Below are 15,327 nucleotides of genomic sequence, written 5' to 3'. Positions count from 1 at the left end.
AGAGCCACCTGACTGGAATGATCTATAATGCTAAAAAGACAGGGTCTCACCGGAACAAAGGGCCATGAGTCGTTCGGCATCGATGACAGCAATCTGCTTGCGGCTGGTCGTGATGATGCCGGCCCGGCGCAGTTTGGTCAGGTTCCGGGTGACGTTGATCAGGCTGACGCCGAGGATGTCGGCCAAGTCCTCTTGGGTCAGATTATACAGGTTCTGCCCCTGTTCATCCGCTTCTCGCAAGAGGAGCAGATAGAGGAGGTTGCACAGTTTTACAAGGGAGCTGTTAAACTCTTGGTGAGCGCCGTCGTAAATAAATAGGTTGACATAGGCACTGTACCATTCGATGACATGGTGACGCAATGCCTCGCTCTTGCCAAACATAGTCTCAAACTGAGCCATCGTAAACTCCAGTGCCTCCACAGGCGTCAATGCTTGGCTTAAAAGAGATTCCTCGATCTTATAATTCCGGTAGTGAAAACCGGGAAATACCGTCCCGCCGGCATGGAAAGAAAGAATTTTCCGATAGCCCATTTCATGCTCCAAGTAGTTTTGGACAACACCCGTTTTTAAATAATGGATGCGCCCATAAGGCTCGCCGGGCTTCCAAAGATAGTCGCCCTTTTCGAAGGCGACCTCCTTATGAGGGCAAGACAGAAAATAGTCTTCTAAATCGCGGAAATCCTCGGCAAAAATATATTTCGGCGTAATAGCCATGTCCTCACCTCGTTTGTCAATCGATTACCCTTATTTTATCAGAAAAGGAGACTTATCATGAAGCACAAAGTAAAAGTTACTATCCTCGACAAAAAACTATATCCCGAACTCCAGCAGCAGTACTGTGCCGATCCCAATTCCGGTGCCTGTCCCTGTTACCACGTCGGTGACGAGTACATCTTCGAACGGAATGAAGAAAACGACTCCTTCTGGCGTATGGGCCTCGATACCCTGGTCACCTCCCACGGCGACGCGGACACGACAGCCGGCGGCCCCAAGATTCCCCACTGCTCCGAAGCCTGGGATGCCATCTCCCGCTATATCTACGCCGGCCTACAAGGCGGATCGATCATGAAAGGCTGGATGAAGGAAGAAAACACGATGATTGCCTGCTGCAGCGACGGCACCAGACCGGTCCTCTTCAAGATTGAACGGATTGACGAAGAATAAACGATCTACATGGCGTCGCAAAAAAAGGGCGCCTGAACCAATTTCATTATACTCAAAAAATAACGCCCTCTGACTCGAAAAAATCGGGTCAGAGGGCGTTACTACTGTCTTAAAAGAAATTCTTTATGCCTCAAACTGTTCAATCAGTAATTTTATCATTTTATCTGCATCTGAAACGGCACCCACATCGGAATAACGGAACATTTTTGCCTGAGGATCTTTATTTACAGAAACAATGAATTTCGCTTTATTGATTCCGCATACGTGATGGGTAGCACCGGAGACGCCAAAGCCAATATATAAATCGGGCTTAATGCTGATGCCGCTGGCTCCAATCATTCCACTTTCATCCTGCAGGAAACCATTATCCAAGAAGCTGCGCGTATATCCGATGGAAGCATTCAAGACTTTCGCTAATCGTTGCAAATCTTGCCAAGCTTCGTCGGTCATGACGCCGCGACCTGCGCAGACGACAATCTTCGCCTCTTCCAGAGAATCGCCACTTTCTGCATTGGGTTCAAAGCTGACAAAGGTTTCCGTCGAGTTAATTTTACTCAGAATATCGGTATCAAGGGAAATAAGTTCAACATGTTCTTTGGCTGAAAGAGATTTATTGTCTAAAATCCCAGGGCGTACCGATGCCATTTGCGGTTTATGCGTAGGGGTAAGGATTTCACTTACGACTTTACCGCCAAAAGCAGGAACGCTCGTACCCAGCGTGCCATCGGCACCAATCGAAATGTCGACGCCGTGAGCAGCAAGGCCCGTCTTCAGCTTGGCTGCAACGGTGGGAGCAATTTCGGCACCGCGTCCGGTCGCCCCAAAAAGGAAGATATCCGGTGCATACGTTTCTGCCGCCTTGACAATCACTTCACTGTAGTTCTGACAATTATAATCTTTCAGCCGTTCATCATCTGCCACGTAAATTTTATCCGCACCGGACTGCTTCAAAAGATCGATAACCGGGTTCAGGGAGTCCCCTGCAACAAGAGCGCAAATCTCTGCATGTTCTACTCCATGGGTTTCTTCTGCCGCCTTTGACAACAGTTCATAATAGACAGATGCCGGCCGATTATCCTTTACTTCGGCATAAATCCAGATTTTTACTTTCTCCATTTTACTTCCTCCGTCTTAATCCATATGCTGTCGAATTTGTTTTGCCAGTTCCTGAGCCGCTTCAGCCGCACTTCCGCCCAAGATTTTACCCGCTCTGGATAATTCAATCGTTTTCAGTTCCCCGGACTGCGTCGGAGACCCTGCCAATCCGATAAACCACTGGTCAAGATCAATATCATCAGCAGAATAAACGGTAATTTCTTTTTTCACAGCTCGTGAAATCCCGGCTGCCGTCGTGTACCGCACCTTATTTACCGAACTTGTCACGGCAACAACACAAGGCATGGTTAAGTCATAGGTACCGATGCCATCTTCAAATTGACGTTTTACCCGGACTGTATGATCATCTAAAACGTGAAGGCCAATGACATTCATGGCATGAGCAATCCCCAGCCAGGTTCCGATCTGTGTAGGGACATGGCCTGTGGCCCCGTCCGGAGTATCATTCCCACACAAGACGAGATCATATTGTCCGGAAGATTTCAGAAGCTGGCCCAGCGTATAAGAAGTAGCCAGTGTATCGGCGCCGCCAACGCGTCGATCGCTCAATAAGTAGGCATGATCCGCTCCGAGAGCCAGGCATTCCCGCATCTGTTCCGTCGCCGAAGGCGGGGCCATCGTAAAGACATCAACAGAACCACCGCGTTCGTTTTTCAACACCAATGCAGCTTCTAAGGCATGTAAATCAGCCTCATTCGTAACCGCTGGAATCCCTGCACGATTTAAGGTTTTCCGGACGGGATCCAGGGTAATCTGGTCATAATAAGCCGGATCCGGAACCGCTTTAATGCAAACTGCAATTTTCATCTTATTCTTAAATCCTCCTTATAACTGACTACTAATCAGACCGGTCAATGTTTTCGTACTGCCGCAGACCATAGAGTACATTTTGGCATCACGGTAGAAACGTTCGATCCCCGTTTCTTTTACCAAGCCAAGGCCGCCGTAAAGGCTCATGCATTCACTGCACACATGTTCCATCAACTGTTCACCGTCATGCTTCAAGGCAATCATGGAAAGATACATGTCTGTGCCGTTATTCATACCCACCAAAGCTCCGTAAAGGGAATTGCGATACGTATCAATAGCCTGCCATAATTTTCCGATATCGAAACGGATGGTTTCATGGGATTCCCAAAGAGATTTGCCTCCCGACAGACGCTGTTTCAGATAACCGACAGTCTGTTCAAAAACAGTTTCCATACCGCCCAGCATAGCCGCTGCATAACCGCAGTAACCTAAGAACATGTGGTAATTAAAAAGTTCCGTTCCCAAGCCCAAATCATTTTCTTTCGGCACGCGAACGTCATTCAAATAAATCTGACCGGTGCGGGATCCGTTGAAGCCGACCTTGTTTTCAATATGACCGGGAACAAACCCAACCGCATCTTTAGGCACTATAATATAGCGAATGTTGTCAGCAGACGGCACTTCATCGACAGGGCCGCAGGCAACGACAGCCAGATCCATGCTATCCGCATTCGTAGCAAATATTTTTCCGCCATTGATTACCCATTCGTCGCCATCCAGCTGAGCTTTCGTTTCAAAGCTTCCCAAATCATTGATACCGCCTGGTTCAGTTACCCAGCCTCCCAGAAGGTATTCCCCCCGTAAGGCCGGTTTTAGAAATTTTTCAACCTGTTGTTCATTAGCGAGTGAAGCCATAAAACCGGCAAAGACTTCACCTTGGAGCAAAGCGATGAAAGCCATGTTGCCACTGACCTTGCCTAATTCTTCGATGACAATACCATAATTGACCCAGTCAACGCCGCTTCCCCCTTTTTCTTCGGGAATCGTATAACCTAGGAAACCAAGTTTCGTCAAAGCCAAGACCAGTTCTTTAGGACTTTTGTCTTCATCTTCCATTGCGGAGATAAAAGGCCGTACTTCTTTTTCCGCAAAAGTTTTCACGGCTTTTTCAATCAATCTCCGTTCCTCATTCATGTACCATTTCGACCACATAACAGTCCTCCTAAAAACATTAAAATAATTAGTTCGGAACATGTTCCGTTTATGTTCCAATTATATGGCCTTATGAGTTCATTGTCAATCTTTTTTTCCTGATAGTTATACGATCCATAACAAAAACGCCATCAGCGGGCCTTGTTTATGCCCTTTGACGGCTAAAATTTCTTTTGCTATAATCGAACCGATACAAAAAGGATGTTTGAAGCATTCCCTGTTAGATTCCGGATAAAATAAAAGAAAGCGGGAAGTGTTGTAATGTCAGAAAAAAGAACAGAAAAATTAACCAAAACGAATAAAATCAAGAATACCAAGGAACTCGTTTTTGATCTCGTCGTAAAAGATATTAAAGATTATGGATATGATGAAGTAACGGTCCGTACGATCTGCGAGAAAGCAGAAATTTCTACGGGCATGTTTTATCGCCTCTTCGGCTCAAAAGAAGGGGTTTTAAACTACTATTATGAGCGGATGAAAATGCGATTTGATCAAGAGGTTCGTCCGAAATTAGAAGGACTTCCTGTAAAAGAGCAACTGCTTCACTATTACGTCTGGCTATGCCAATTTACGGCTGAACTGGGCTCCGATTTTACCAAACACTTTATGTCCCCGACAAATGATATTATGAATACTGAAATTTTCGCAAACCAGGTGCGAAAAATCACTGAATATTACTTAGAAAATGCAATTGCCGACGGCTTCCAGCTATCTCCCGGGCGTACACCATATATGGTATCCAAAGATTTATGTATCATCACCAAAGGTTGCATGTTTGACTGGTCAGCCCAAGACGGAGACTATGACCTGCCGGATTTTATTTCAAAAATGCTGAATCGCACCTTAGAAACCCTTCTATAAAAAATCATTAAGATTCCACGAAAAAAAGGCTCACACCGAGGTGTGAGCCTTTTGAGCTTAGTTAAACATTCATTACATGGTAACTTTACTGGTCTGTGTCCAGATACCCATTTTTTCAGCCTGTTTGATCAGGTCTTCACGGAAATCCGGATGAGCGACGTTAATCAGTGCTTCTGCACGTTCCCACGTCGATTTGCCTTTTAAGAGGGCCGTGCCGTATTCGGTAACGATGTAGTGGACAGCCGAGCGCGGCGTCGTGATGACCGTGCCCTGGGGCAGGGTCGGTTTAATCAGGGATTCGACGTGACCGTCTTTAAATTTACGCGTCGAATGGACGCAGATGAAGCTCTTGCCGCCTTCCGAGGCGAAAGCGCCCTGTGCAAAGTCGAGCTGGCCGCCGGTACCGCTGATCTGCTGGTAGCCTGCCGTTTCAGCGTTGACCTGGCCATAGAGGTCGAGGTCGATGCAGCCGTTGATGGAGATAAATTTATCGATGCTGGCAACGACGCCGATGTTGTTGATGTAGCTTACCGGTGCGTTGAATACGATCTGGTTGTCATCGATGAAATCATAGAGGCGCTGTGTACCGCCGGCGAAAGCGTACATGATTTTACCCTTATCACGGTTCTTCTTGCCCGTAATCTTACCGGCTTCATAAAGGTCTACATAGGAGTCGACAAGCATTTCCGTATGACCGCTCAAATCTTTGACGTCCGATTCAGCCAGCTTCTTGCCGACAGCCGACGGAATGCCGCCGATGCCGAGCTGCAGCGTGCTGCCGTCTTCGATGAGGGGAATGATGTGGTCCGCGATCTTATCATCGAGTTCCGTTCCCGGACGATTCGGGATCTGCGGCATCTGGTGGTTCGAGCCTTCGACGACATAGTCGACGTCGCAGAGGTTCAGTTCCGTTTCATAGCCCAAAGCTTTCGGCATGTTCTGGTTGACTTCGAGGATGATCGTCTTAGCTGCGCGAATGAGGCCGCGAAGGTCAGCAGCCTGAGGCCCGATGTTGAAGTTGCCCCATTTATCCATGGGATGGACCTGGATGATCAATTTATCGATATGCTGCCAGTACTTCGGCAATTCGTTAAACAAGATCGGCAGGAACCAGCAGCGGCCGTCTTTGCACATCTTACGTTCAAAGCCGTTCATATGGCCCGTAGCGAAGCGGATTTGATCGTTAGAGTCACTGTTTAAATATGCCGCATAAGGTTCGTCTTTAACGATGGTCGAAGCGACGATTTCGACGCCGTGCAATTCTTTTGCCCGTTTACCGATTTCGATGTCGATATCATACGGAGCCGAGCAGCCGAGACCATAAGAAACGCGTTCGCCGTCTCGTACGAGGGCCGCTGCCTGTTCAGCAGTAATCAGTTTCTTCTTATACTCTTCTGGAACTTGTGAAAGCTTGTACATTATAAAGTCTCCTCCTTCATGACTTTGCAATAGTAGTATGAGATAACCTTATATATAGTATAAAGCTTTCGGCCTTTAACTGCAATCATATTTTGTGAAAATTATTACAAGAGGCAGTCTTTTTATGCAATAGCCAAAAGAGTTTCTTGCGGAAAACGAAAAAGCATAGCTCATGAGGGGCTATGCTTTCCGGTCGGATTCTGTATTGTTCTTTTTTTCAGTCTTTTCTTCATCAACGGATTTGTCATCACTCGTTTCAGCCGAGTTGACGGCATCTTTAAATTCCCTCAGGCTCTTTCCCAAGGCGCTGCCGATGGTCGGCAGTTTCCCCGGTCCGAAGACGATGAGGGCAATGACTAAAATGAGCAGTAATTCCGGAGCTCCTAAGCCAAACATATTCTTCCTCCTAAAATAAATGCATGAATCCTAAAATAAATTTCCCTATTCATTCATAAGGTACCCGGCAAATTCACCGTCCGTCTGCAGCAAATAATTCATGCCCCCAATGACGCGCCCGACGGGGATCAAGGTAGACACGGTATCTTCCGGCTGGCAGAAGATGACCAGCTCCTGCGTCGTCGTATCAAAGGCAATATCGCCGATTTTAGGCGTCATGTCCGTTTTATCCGCATCGGACAAGACGACAGGCGGCATGTCAGGCAGGACGATTCGTCCGTCTTTTCGCTGCAGCGGTACGACCAGGGGCTGCCGTTCGGCCAATTCCAAGGCCGCCGGCGTATCGTATAACCCCAGGACGGCATGACCGCCTTCAAAAGAGAGCCGCGTCTTAGCCGCATAAGGCCCGGCATCGCCAAAAATAAAAGAACTATTATGGGAAGACCCTTGCAGACTTGCCTGCAGGCAGTTCATATACCCCGTTAAAAAGAATAAAAAAACACCGACCGCCAATCCGAGTACAGCCAAACTCATTCGTTTTCTTGTCAGTCTCATCACCCTCACTACCCTTCTAAAAAACGGTATGGCCATACAAAGACCATGTAACACTGTATCTGTGCGGCTGCCAAATCTACTGTTTCAAAACAGTCTTGCCGTCGCTCCTTTAACGTATCTCGAGGATACACCTTGGAGTCAACACGAAGTCAAGTTTTTTTATTTACTTTTTGCTAATATTATTATATTATAGTACTATTGTTTTTTCCATATTTTATGAAAGGATTTATCAAAATGTATCAAACAGAAGCCAAGGGCACGATTTTTCTCCTAATCACAGCCCTCATCTGGGGATCGGCCTTTGTCGCCCAAAGCATCGGCATGGACTATATCGGTCCCTTCACCTTCAGCGCCGCCCGTAACGTCATCGCCATCATCGTCCTCATGCCGGTCATCCTCTTATTTACCGATAAAAGAGATGACGGGACGTATCCGCCCATATGGCAGCAACTGAAGCCAGATGCCATCACCCTCACCGGCGGCGCCTGGTGCGGCCTCACCTTAGGCATCGCCGATACCCTGCAGCAGGTCGGCATCTCCATGACGACGGCCGGAAAGGCCGGATTCATTACGGCCATCTACATCGTCCTGGTCCCCCTCATGGGCTTCTTCATCGGCCGAAAGGTGCGCCGCATCATCGTCTTCTGCGTCGCCTTGGCCATGATTGGCTTTTATTTTCTCTGCATCAACGGCGATTTTGAAATTGCCTTCGGTGACCTCCTGGTCTTCTTCTGCGCCATCTTCTTCGCCCTTCACATCTTGGTCATCGATCATTTTCTCTTAAAAAAAGCCCACAGCATCAAAATGTCCTGGGTCCAGTTCGCCATGGCCTTCCTCTTTTCAGCAACCTTAACGGTTCTCTTTGAAAGTCCGACGGCCTCGATGCTCTGGGATGCCAAATGGCCGATTTTATACGCCGGCGGCCTCTCAAGCGGCGTCGCCTACACCCTTCAAATCGTCGGCCAGAAATACACTGAACCGACGACGGCAACCCTCATCTTGAGTTTAGAAGCCGTCTTCGCCGTCCTGGCCGGCTGGCTCATCTTAGGCGAAGTCATGACCGGAAAAGAAATTGTCGGCTGCGTCCTCGTCTTTGTAGCCGTCATCTTGGCCCAAATTCCATTGCCCGCTCGTTTATTCGGCAAGTAAGCACTATAAATCCTTCAACATACGACAAGACCGTCAGACTGTCCTCCATCCCTCGACAGTCCGGCGGTCTTATTTATGCGCCTATAAAAACGTTTTTGAGGCACAAAAAAACTGCCCATGTCTCAGACACAGGCAGTACGTATTCTATGAACAGCTTACTCAGGGAATCTCATCGTGATGGACGTAACTACCAGAACGCCATTAGCATCACGGCCATACGTGATTTTAATCAAGGCCCCATTCTGCGTCATATAGCTAGTATATCCGTTTCCGGACCGCCCTCCGCTATACAATGCATCCACCGTAGACTTGGGAACGCCAACCGTAATCCCCATGGGCGTTGCAATCCCATTATTAGCACTGGTCATCAGTTCTGCGACGGTATTGTCATAGAGCCTCTCGAGGATAAAAAATCCCTTGCCGTAGCGATATGACTTAGCATCTTGGTTGAGACGGTCCTTGCCCCAAGCAGTCTCTGTCGGGTCACCATAAACACTGCGGACATAACTGATGGGACTTCCTAAGGTAATGCCGCCCAAGGAGGCTTCACTGGCAGGAACCGGACCAAAGGTATAGGCTAAGCAGGTACTCACCACCATCATGGAAAGAGCAAAAACCATGACTGCAACTTTTTTAAACATAATACCAACTCCCTCCGTATTCTCGTTCGTTTTATCAATCTACGTTTATATTATCATACCGATTCTCTTGGTAGCAATATTTTCACAGAAACAACAGGCCGGCAATTCGGATCGACGTTCCATTTCCCGTCGCTTACATCCCATCCATTCTGCAAAAAACTGCCCGTATCGTCTGACACGAGCAGTTTCAAGCCAAAAAAGCTTACGCCGGATAACGAACGTAAATGGACTTAACGACCATAACGCCCTTGGCATCCGCTTCATATTTGATTTCAATGCGTTTCCCCTGGTCCGTCAGGTAAAGATAGGCACCGTTCCAAAGACGCCCTTCACCATATAATGTATCGACGGTGGACTTGGGAACGCCGACGGTAACTCCCATGGGCGTCGAAATCCCGTTATTGGCATTGGTCAAAATCTCCTCGACCGTATAGTTATAGAGATTTTCAAGGATAAAAAATCCCTTGCCGTAGCGATACAAGATTGCATTTTCATTCAATACCGTCTTCGCCCGTCTCTGTTCCGTCGGTTCACCATAAATACTGCGGACATAAGTCATCTTATTGCCCAAGGTAATCCCTCCCAGAGAAGCTTCACTGTCGGGAACGTTGCCAACCATGGCGGCAAAGGAGCTTCCCACAACCATCGTGGAAAGGGCAAAGATCATAAGGGCTATTTTCTTAAACATAATACAAAATCCTCCTCTATCATCCTTTGTTTAATTTATTACGCCGAATAGCGAATATAGATAGATTTAACGACAGGCATATCATTGTCATCAGTTACGTATTTGATTTGAATGACTTTTCCCTCCTGCGTCAGATAGCGATAGGATCCCTGGACAAAGCTGCCTTCACCATACAGCTTATCGACGGTCGACTTAGGAATGCCGACGGTAATCCCCAGGGGCGTGGCAAGGCCGTTGTTGGCCGTCACATAGAGTTCTTCTACACTGCTGTTCTTGGGATATTCGATGACGTAAAAGCTGTTGCCATAGATGTTGCTGAAGGCATCTTGCCGGATGTAATCCTTGGTCGGGACTCGATTCGTCGGAGCGCCGTAAATACTGCGCACATAACTCATGGTGCTTCCTAAGGTGATGCCGCCGAGCGACGCCTCGCTGTCCGGAACGGGGCCGGTCATAATAGCCAAACAGGAGCTCGCCAGCAGGGTAGTAAGGGAAAATGCCAGAACTGCCACTTTTTTGAACATGATAGAAAATTCCTCCTCTATTATCGGTTTGTTTCTCAATATAACTGAATCGTATCATAAAAAAATAATTCTATCAATATGTTTACAGCACCGGCAGTTTAATTATAAACACAATTCTCCAACCGGGTTTCATCGCCCCGATGCGACGCAAAAAAACTGCCCATGATAACGACATAGGCAGTCATGATTGAGCCTGTTACGACTGGTACTGTATATTGATGGATTTAACCACCGTGACCCCATTGGTGTCGTTTCCGTAAACGATCATAATGGCTATGGCATTCCGGGTATAGTAATAGTACTTGCCCTGCGAATACGTACTACTGCCATACAGTCTGTCGACAGTCGATTTGGGAACGCCCACAGCGATCCCCATGGGTGTGGCAATCCCATTATGGGCATTTACATAGAGTTCTAATACCTTCGGCTTATCGGGATATTCAACGATGTAAAACCCCTTTCCATAGAGATTAGCAATCGTCCCATTGGTGAAACGAGCCCGGACCCATCCCCGCTCCGTCGGAGACCCGTAAATACTTTTAACATAACTCATGGGGCTACCTAAGGTAATTCCGCCAAGGGAGGCTTCACTGGCCGGAAGGGGACCTGCCTTATCGGCCATACAAAGGCCGCCCAAAAGGACAGAAAAAGCAACAATCAGTACTGCCATCTTTTTAAACATAAGCTGAATACCTCCTCTCTCATCGATGATTCAGTCATGTTTTACTATACCTGCATAGTAGCATAAAAGATTATTTTTATCAACATTATAACAAATTTAAGGCAGTACGCAGACAAAAAGAGTCCCTCATCACACTGCATGATGAGAGACTCTTCGCTTATAGAAATGCCCTTGCAAGGCAAGCTACACCAAATTATCGTTTGTTGCTTCTCCGCCAAATACGCTGTTCTTCGGCGGCTTGAATCAATTCTTCCCGAACTTCCGGATGAGCGATGTCAATCAAGGCTTCGGCCCGCTGCCACGTGGCCAGGCCCGACAGGTTGGCCACGCCGCACTCCGTTACGATGTACGGGGCCTGGGTCCGGGGCGTCGTGATGATGTCGCCGCCCGTAAATTTCGGCAGGATGTTGGAATGGCGTTTGCCCTTGCGGTCGACGCGGCTGGACTGCATGGCCAGGAAGGCCTTGCCGTGTTCGGCAGCATAAGCACCGGTGACGAAGTCGAGCTGGCCGCCCGTACCGCTGATGTGCCGTGTGCCGGCCGATTCGGAACAGACCTGTCCGTAAAGGTCGACGGCAATACAGCTGTTGATAGAAATGAAATCGTCGAGTTGGCGAATCGTTTCCGGGTTGTTGACGTAGTACATCGGTGCTGACAGGATGTCCTGGTTGTGATCCAGGAAGTCGTACAGCTCCTGGGACCCCATGCAGATGGAGAAGACACCTTTGCCCCGCTGGAAGGGTTTCTTATCATTGGTGATCTTCCCGGCCTTATAGAGGTTGAGATAGCCGTCACTCATGAGTTCCGTATGCATCCCGAGATCCTTTAAGTCCGATTCGGCGATGAGGATGCCTAAGGCATTGGGCATGCCGCCGATACCGAGCTGGAGGGTAATGCCGTCATGGAGATAGGGGAAGATTTTACCGGCAATTTCCTTATCGATCTCTGCCGGTTCACGGTTCGGGGCAAGCCCTACCGGTTCATCGCTTTCGATGACGGCGTCGACGTTCGAAATATGGATGTGGTCGTTGCCCATGCCGAAGACGGTCGGCATCTTAGGATTGACTTCGACGATGATGTGTTCCGCTGCATCGAGCATTTCCTGCTGACAGCCGTTGGTGAGGCCAAAGGAGAAATTGCCCTGCTTATCCATAGGCGCTACGGTAATCATGGCCACGTTGACCGGCGCAAAGCCGCGGCGGTAGTAGGAGCCGCAGTCGCGGAAGAGCATCGGTTCGTGATAAGCCCGGCCGGCATCGAGATACTGCCGGTCGACACCGGAGCAGTGCCACAGGTTGTACGTAAAGGTCTTGTTCTCCGGATCGGCTTCCAAAATAGCGACGGGATGGCAGGAAATGGCGTTGCGCACCTTGATGTCCTGTAATTCGTCACGGCGCCGGGCCAAGGCCTTGTCGAGGGCCGTCGGATAGGCACAGCTCATGCTGTAATCGACCCAGTCACCGTCGTTTACCAGCTTGACAGCCTGGTCGGCACTGCAGCATTTCGCTTTGTACTCGTCGTATACGTTCATAGTCTGTTACCTCTTTTCTTGGTATTGAGCGATGAGCTGCCGGAATGCCGGGAAGGAGCGCTTAATCATGTCGGCTTCGACACAGTAGGAAATCCGTACATAGCCCGGGCAGCCAAAGCTGTCTGCCGGTACGATGAGGAGGTTCAAAGCTTTAGCCTTGTCGGAGAAAGCCTTGGCATCAGCCTCGGGCGACTTAACGAATAAATAAAACGCGCCGCTGGGATACACACAGTCATAGCCCATTTCTTTAAGTCCATTATATAACAATTTACGGTTTTCATCATAGACGTTCATATCCGACGTCTGGCCCATGCATTTCAAAATGACATCCTGGAAGAGATGGGGTGCGCAGACGAAGCCCATGGACCGGCCGGCACCACAGACAGCCGTATAGACTTCAGCCGCTTTTTCAGCACTGGGCGGTACGAGGATGTAGCCGATACGTTCGCCGGGAAGGCTCAGGGATTTACTGTAGGAATAGCAGACGATGGTATTCTTATAGATATGAGGGACGTATAAAATGGGAAGTCCGTCATAGATGATTTCACGGTACGGTTCATCGGCGATGAGGTAGATGGCATGGCCGACGTCTGCCGATTTCTTAGTCAATAAAGAGCTGAGTTTTTCAAAGGTTTCTTTCGAATAAACGACGCCTGACGGGTTGTTCGGCGAATTGACGATAATGGCCCGTGTATGCGGCGTAATCGCCTTTTCAAGTTCATCCATGGGAATCTGGAAGTGTTCCGTATCAGGCGGAACGACGACGGCTTTCGCACCGGCATTAGCGATGAATACCGAGTATTCCGGGAAGAAGGGCGCAATGACGATGACTTCATCGTCCGGGCCTTCGACGAGGGCCTTTAAGGTAACCGTCAAAGAGGCTGCTGCGCCGCAGGTCATATAGAAATGAGAGGCTTCGACGCCGGCCTGATAGGTTTTGTTCATGTAGTCGGCCAAGCCCTGGCGGACGCTGAGGTCGCCGGAGGCTGCCGTATAGCCGTGGATGGCTGCCGACTCACGGGTGGCGAGGATATCTTCAATCGCTTCTTTAATACAGGACGGTGCCGGAACGGTAGGATTGCCGATACTGAAGTCAAACACTTTATCTTTACCGACGATTTTACTCTGTTCCTGACCATAAGCAAAGAGTTCGCGGATAACCGAACTTTGGGAACCTAAACGGTACATTTCTTGGGAAGCCATAAGAGTCACTCCTTTATACAATGAGAGGTTATAATAATGAAATGAGCGGGGAAATGAGGAGAATGAACCCCATAAACACGATGGGAACTAACCGCCATGTACGGTATTTCTTAAAGATATCGAGTTTCATGACGAGGTAGGTCGGAAGGAAACAGGCGATGATGCCGATGAGGCCGCCTAAAATCGGTGTAAATTTCAAGATTGGAACATTGAGGACGATGACGCCCCAGCAAAGGATGATGCAGCACAGGCTGGTAGCATAGGTAATCGCCTTTTTCGGGATGGTATCGGCATTCATGAATCGGTTCAACAGATTCAAAACGATCCCCGTACAGGCATCGCGGAAGCTGAGGAACATGGCAAAGAAAGCCGTAACCACTGCGAAGATGTTCAAAATCAGATTCAAGACCTTGATCAAGGCGCCGTCCATATTCTGCGCAGCCAGGGCCAGGGCGGAAATATTGGCCGTATAGGCGACGACAGCCTGGTCATGATCGATAGCCAGATTGAAAGAAATGGTGTAGAAAACGACCAATCCGACTAAGAATAAGTACGCCCTGTTATAAACCCTCATAGCTCGATAATGGGCGACGACCTTATTATCCGTTTTGGAGCGGAAATAGATGACCACCGGACCGAGGGCTACGAAAAATTCAATCGACATGGCGATGAAGGGCAGCATGATGATAAAGTTTTTAATGACGTACCAGGCATCGGGCGGAATCAGGATATTCGCCAGATCCCAGTGGGAAATCATGATGATGCCGAGCGCCAAGATGACCATGGCTTTGGTAAAGACCATGCCCGACGAGATCTTCATGAGCAGTTTTTCCCCTTGGGACGCGATGAGGACCAAGAAGGAAATGAGGGCTACGCCATAAAACATATTATCGACCAGGGGCGATTCCGTAACGCCGAAAGTCATTAAGAAGGACGAACTGTCATTCGTCAACGCTGTAGAATACAAGAAGAGGAGAATCGTCGTAAAGACGAAATATAGAGCACCCAGGAAGAAACCCCAATTTTTCCCCAAATAACCGGAGATAATACCTGCAAAATCCTCACATTTAGGAGCTTCTGCCAAAACGTTCAAATACAATTTCTGATGAGCATAGGCAATCGGATAACCGACGATAGCGACGAGAGCAAAGATAAGCAAACCGGATAGCCCGACTTGGATGGGCAGAAAAACGATTCCCGCCCCTAAAGACATACCGACACACAGGATGACCCAACCGAGGTCAATGCCGCTGAATTTCGTTTCTGCTTTCCATTCGTCAACGGTGATGCCCGCCGCCTGTGCGTACATTTCATAGGATTTGCCGAATAAACGTGAACGAAGAGATGCTGCTTCTGGTACTTTTGTCGTAGGTTGCATGGTGTTTCTTCCTCCTTGGGTGCCAAAAATGCCAGGCACTTCATTTCATGCCTGGCAT

17 protein-coding genes are annotated in these 15,327 nt (G+C 48.5%); 3 read left to right on the top strand and 14 right to left on the bottom strand.

Features of this window, described 5'->3' with window-relative positions; translation table 11 throughout:
* Positions 1–30 precede the first annotated feature (30 nt).
* Positions 31–714 (bottom strand): Crp/Fnr family transcriptional regulator, encoded by a 684-nt coding sequence (locus tag A0U42_RS06545; RefSeq protein WP_065360351.1) that lies wholly within the window; start codon positions 712–714, stop codon positions 31–33.
* A 57-nt stretch (positions 715–771) separates the two neighbouring features.
* On the opposite strand from A0U42_RS06545, the gene A0U42_RS06540 reads away from it, so the two are divergent.
* Positions 772–1,164, top strand: a complete 393-nt coding sequence (locus A0U42_RS06540; protein ID WP_065360350.1) for a TIGR04076 family protein — start codon at positions 772–774, stop codon at positions 1,162–1,164.
* A gap of 123 nt (positions 1,165–1,287) precedes the next feature.
* On the opposite strand, the gene A0U42_RS06535 is transcribed toward A0U42_RS06540, so the two are convergent.
* From A0U42_RS06535 to A0U42_RS06525, 3 genes are read right to left on the bottom strand one after another with little or no spacing between them, the layout of a single operon-like run.
* Positions 1,288–2,280, bottom strand: coding sequence for an electron transfer flavoprotein subunit alpha/FixB family protein (locus A0U42_RS06535; protein ID WP_065360349.1), 993 nt, complete (start codon positions 2,278–2,280; stop codon positions 1,288–1,290).
* A gap of 15 nt (positions 2,281–2,295) precedes the next feature.
* On the bottom strand, positions 2,296–3,087 hold the full coding sequence (locus tag A0U42_RS06530) for an electron transfer flavoprotein subunit beta/FixA family protein (protein WP_065360348.1): 792 nt from the start codon (positions 3,085–3,087) through the stop codon (positions 2,296–2,298).
* Between the two features lie 18 nt (positions 3,088–3,105).
* Positions 3,106–4,242 carry an acyl-CoA dehydrogenase family protein gene (locus A0U42_RS06525; protein ID WP_065360347.1) on the bottom strand — a complete coding sequence of 379 codons (1,137 nt, stop codon included), beginning with the start codon at positions 4,240–4,242 and terminating at the stop codon, positions 3,106–3,108.
* Between the two features lie 261 nt (positions 4,243–4,503).
* Here A0U42_RS06525 and A0U42_RS06520 point away from each other — a divergent pair, with 261 nt between their 5' ends.
* Positions 4,504–5,103 (top strand): TetR/AcrR family transcriptional regulator, encoded by a 600-nt coding sequence (locus tag A0U42_RS06520; RefSeq protein WP_065360346.1) that lies wholly within the window; start codon positions 4,504–4,506, stop codon positions 5,101–5,103.
* 72 nt (positions 5,104–5,175) lie between these two features.
* Here A0U42_RS06520 and A0U42_RS06515 read toward each other — a convergent pair whose 3' ends face one another.
* From A0U42_RS06515 to A0U42_RS06505, 3 genes are all read right to left on the bottom strand, one after another.
* The gene (locus A0U42_RS06515; protein ID WP_065360345.1) at positions 5,176–6,522 is read right to left on the bottom strand and encodes an acetyl-CoA hydrolase/transferase family protein; all 1,347 of its coding nucleotides are present in this window, start codon (positions 6,520–6,522) and stop codon (positions 5,176–5,178) included.
* 180 nt (positions 6,523–6,702) lie between these two features.
* Positions 6,703–6,918 carry a twin-arginine translocase TatA/TatE family subunit gene (gene tatA, locus A0U42_RS06510; RefSeq protein ID WP_065360344.1) on the bottom strand — a complete coding sequence of 72 codons (216 nt, stop codon included), beginning with the start codon at positions 6,916–6,918 and terminating at the stop codon, positions 6,703–6,705.
* Positions 6,919–6,963: 45 nt separating this feature from the next.
* Positions 6,964–7,473, bottom strand: coding sequence for a cyclophilin-like fold protein (locus tag A0U42_RS06505; protein WP_255304119.1), 510 nt, complete (start codon positions 7,471–7,473; stop codon positions 6,964–6,966).
* A gap of 234 nt (positions 7,474–7,707) precedes the next feature.
* On the opposite strand from A0U42_RS06505, the gene A0U42_RS06500 reads away from it, so the two are divergent.
* The gene (locus tag A0U42_RS06500; RefSeq protein WP_065360342.1) at positions 7,708–8,622 is read left to right on the top strand and encodes a DMT family transporter; all 915 of its coding nucleotides are present in this window, start codon (positions 7,708–7,710) and stop codon (positions 8,620–8,622) included.
* A gap of 155 nt (positions 8,623–8,777) precedes the next feature.
* On the opposite strand, the gene A0U42_RS06495 is transcribed toward A0U42_RS06500, so the two are convergent.
* The 7 genes from A0U42_RS06495 to A0U42_RS06465 all read right to left on the bottom strand — a co-directional run bounded on the left by A0U42_RS06495 (position 8,778) and on the right by A0U42_RS06465 (position 15,200).
* Complete coding sequence (locus A0U42_RS06495) at positions 8,778–9,263, bottom strand: hypothetical protein (protein WP_049917365.1); 486 nt, start codon at positions 9,261–9,263, stop codon at positions 8,778–8,780.
* A 202-nt stretch (positions 9,264–9,465) separates the two neighbouring features.
* Positions 9,466–9,951 carry a hypothetical protein gene (locus A0U42_RS06490; protein ID WP_065360341.1) on the bottom strand — a complete coding sequence of 162 codons (486 nt, stop codon included), beginning with the start codon at positions 9,949–9,951 and terminating at the stop codon, positions 9,466–9,468.
* Positions 9,952–9,989: 38 nt separating this feature from the next.
* The gene (locus A0U42_RS06485; RefSeq protein WP_065360340.1) at positions 9,990–10,475 is read right to left on the bottom strand and encodes a chitin-binding domain-containing protein; all 486 of its coding nucleotides are present in this window, start codon (positions 10,473–10,475) and stop codon (positions 9,990–9,992) included.
* A 196-nt stretch (positions 10,476–10,671) separates the two neighbouring features.
* Entirely contained in the window at positions 10,672–11,157 is a 486-nt protein-coding gene (locus tag A0U42_RS06480; RefSeq protein ID WP_065360339.1) for a hypothetical protein, read from the bottom strand.
* 193 nt (positions 11,158–11,350) lie between these two features.
* The gene (locus A0U42_RS06475) at positions 11,351–12,688 is read right to left on the bottom strand and encodes an acetyl-CoA hydrolase/transferase family protein (RefSeq protein WP_065360338.1); all 1,338 of its coding nucleotides are present in this window, start codon (positions 12,686–12,688) and stop codon (positions 11,351–11,353) included.
* A gap of 6 nt (positions 12,689–12,694) precedes the next feature.
* Entirely contained in the window at positions 12,695–13,891 is a 1,197-nt protein-coding gene (locus A0U42_RS06470; RefSeq protein WP_065360337.1) for a pyridoxal phosphate-dependent aminotransferase, read from the bottom strand.
* A gap of 28 nt (positions 13,892–13,919) precedes the next feature.
* Entirely contained in the window at positions 13,920–15,200 is a 1,281-nt protein-coding gene (locus A0U42_RS06465) for a hypothetical protein (protein WP_065360363.1), read from the bottom strand.
* Between the last annotated feature and the right edge of the window lie 127 nt (positions 15,201–15,327).

The organism is Megasphaera sp. DISK 18 (genome assembly GCF_001682955.1).
GTDB lineage: Bacteria > Bacillota > Negativicutes > Veillonellales > Megasphaeraceae > Megasphaera > Megasphaera massiliensis.
The sequence above is the reverse complement of the archived record's forward strand: the minus strand, read 5'-3'. Positions and strand labels throughout refer to the sequence as shown.

What these genes read in the sequence shown, in the direction of transcription:
- A0U42_RS06540 (WP_065360350.1), top strand. Translation starts at nt 772, where the DNA reads ATGAAGCACAAAGTAAAAGTTACTATCCTCGACAAAAAACTATATCCC.
- A0U42_RS06535 (WP_065360349.1), bottom strand. Translation starts at nt 2,280, where the DNA reads ATGGAGAAAGTAAAAATCTGGATTTATGCCGAAGTAAAGGATAATCGG.
- A0U42_RS06525 (WP_065360347.1), bottom strand. Translation starts at nt 4,242, where the DNA reads ATGTGGTCGAAATGGTACATGAATGAGGAACGGAGATTGATTGAAAAA.
- A0U42_RS06470 (WP_065360337.1), bottom strand. Translation starts at nt 13,891, where the DNA reads ATGGCTTCCCAAGAAATGTACCGTTTAGGTTCCCAAAGTTCGGTTATC.
- A0U42_RS06515 (WP_065360345.1), bottom strand. Translation starts at nt 6,522, where the DNA reads ATGTACAAGCTTTCACAAGTTCCAGAAGAGTATAAGAAGAAACTGATT.
- A0U42_RS06465 (WP_065360363.1), bottom strand. Translation starts at nt 15,200, where the DNA reads ATGTACGCACAGGCGGCGGGCATCACCGTTGACGAATGGAAAGCAGAA.
- A0U42_RS06485 (WP_065360340.1), bottom strand. Translation starts at nt 10,475, where the DNA reads ATGTTCAAAAAAGTGGCAGTTCTGGCATTTTCCCTTACTACCCTGCTG.
- A0U42_RS06490 (WP_065360341.1), bottom strand. Translation starts at nt 9,951, where the DNA reads ATGTTTAAGAAAATAGCCCTTATGATCTTTGCCCTTTCCACGATGGTT.
- A0U42_RS06520 (WP_065360346.1), top strand. Translation starts at nt 4,504, where the DNA reads ATGTCAGAAAAAAGAACAGAAAAATTAACCAAAACGAATAAAATCAAG.
- A0U42_RS06495 (WP_049917365.1), bottom strand. Translation starts at nt 9,263, where the DNA reads ATGTTTAAAAAAGTTGCAGTCATGGTTTTTGCTCTTTCCATGATGGTG.
- A0U42_RS06500 (WP_065360342.1), top strand. Translation starts at nt 7,708, where the DNA reads ATGTATCAAACAGAAGCCAAGGGCACGATTTTTCTCCTAATCACAGCC.
- A0U42_RS06475 (WP_065360338.1), bottom strand. Translation starts at nt 12,688, where the DNA reads ATGAACGTATACGACGAGTACAAAGCGAAATGCTGCAGTGCCGACCAG.
- A0U42_RS06545 (WP_065360351.1), bottom strand. Translation starts at nt 714, where the DNA reads ATGGCTATTACGCCGAAATATATTTTTGCCGAGGATTTCCGCGATTTA.
- A0U42_RS06480 (WP_065360339.1), bottom strand. Translation starts at nt 11,157, where the DNA reads ATGTTTAAAAAGATGGCAGTACTGATTGTTGCTTTTTCTGTCCTTTTG.
- A0U42_RS06505 (WP_255304119.1), bottom strand. Translation starts at nt 7,473, where the DNA reads ATGAGACTGACAAGAAAACGAATGAGTTTGGCTGTACTCGGATTGGCG.
- tatA (WP_065360344.1), bottom strand. Translation starts at nt 6,918, where the DNA reads ATGTTTGGCTTAGGAGCTCCGGAATTACTGCTCATTTTAGTCATTGCC.
- A0U42_RS06530 (WP_065360348.1), bottom strand. Translation starts at nt 3,087, where the DNA reads ATGAAAATTGCAGTTTGCATTAAAGCGGTTCCGGATCCGGCTTATTAT.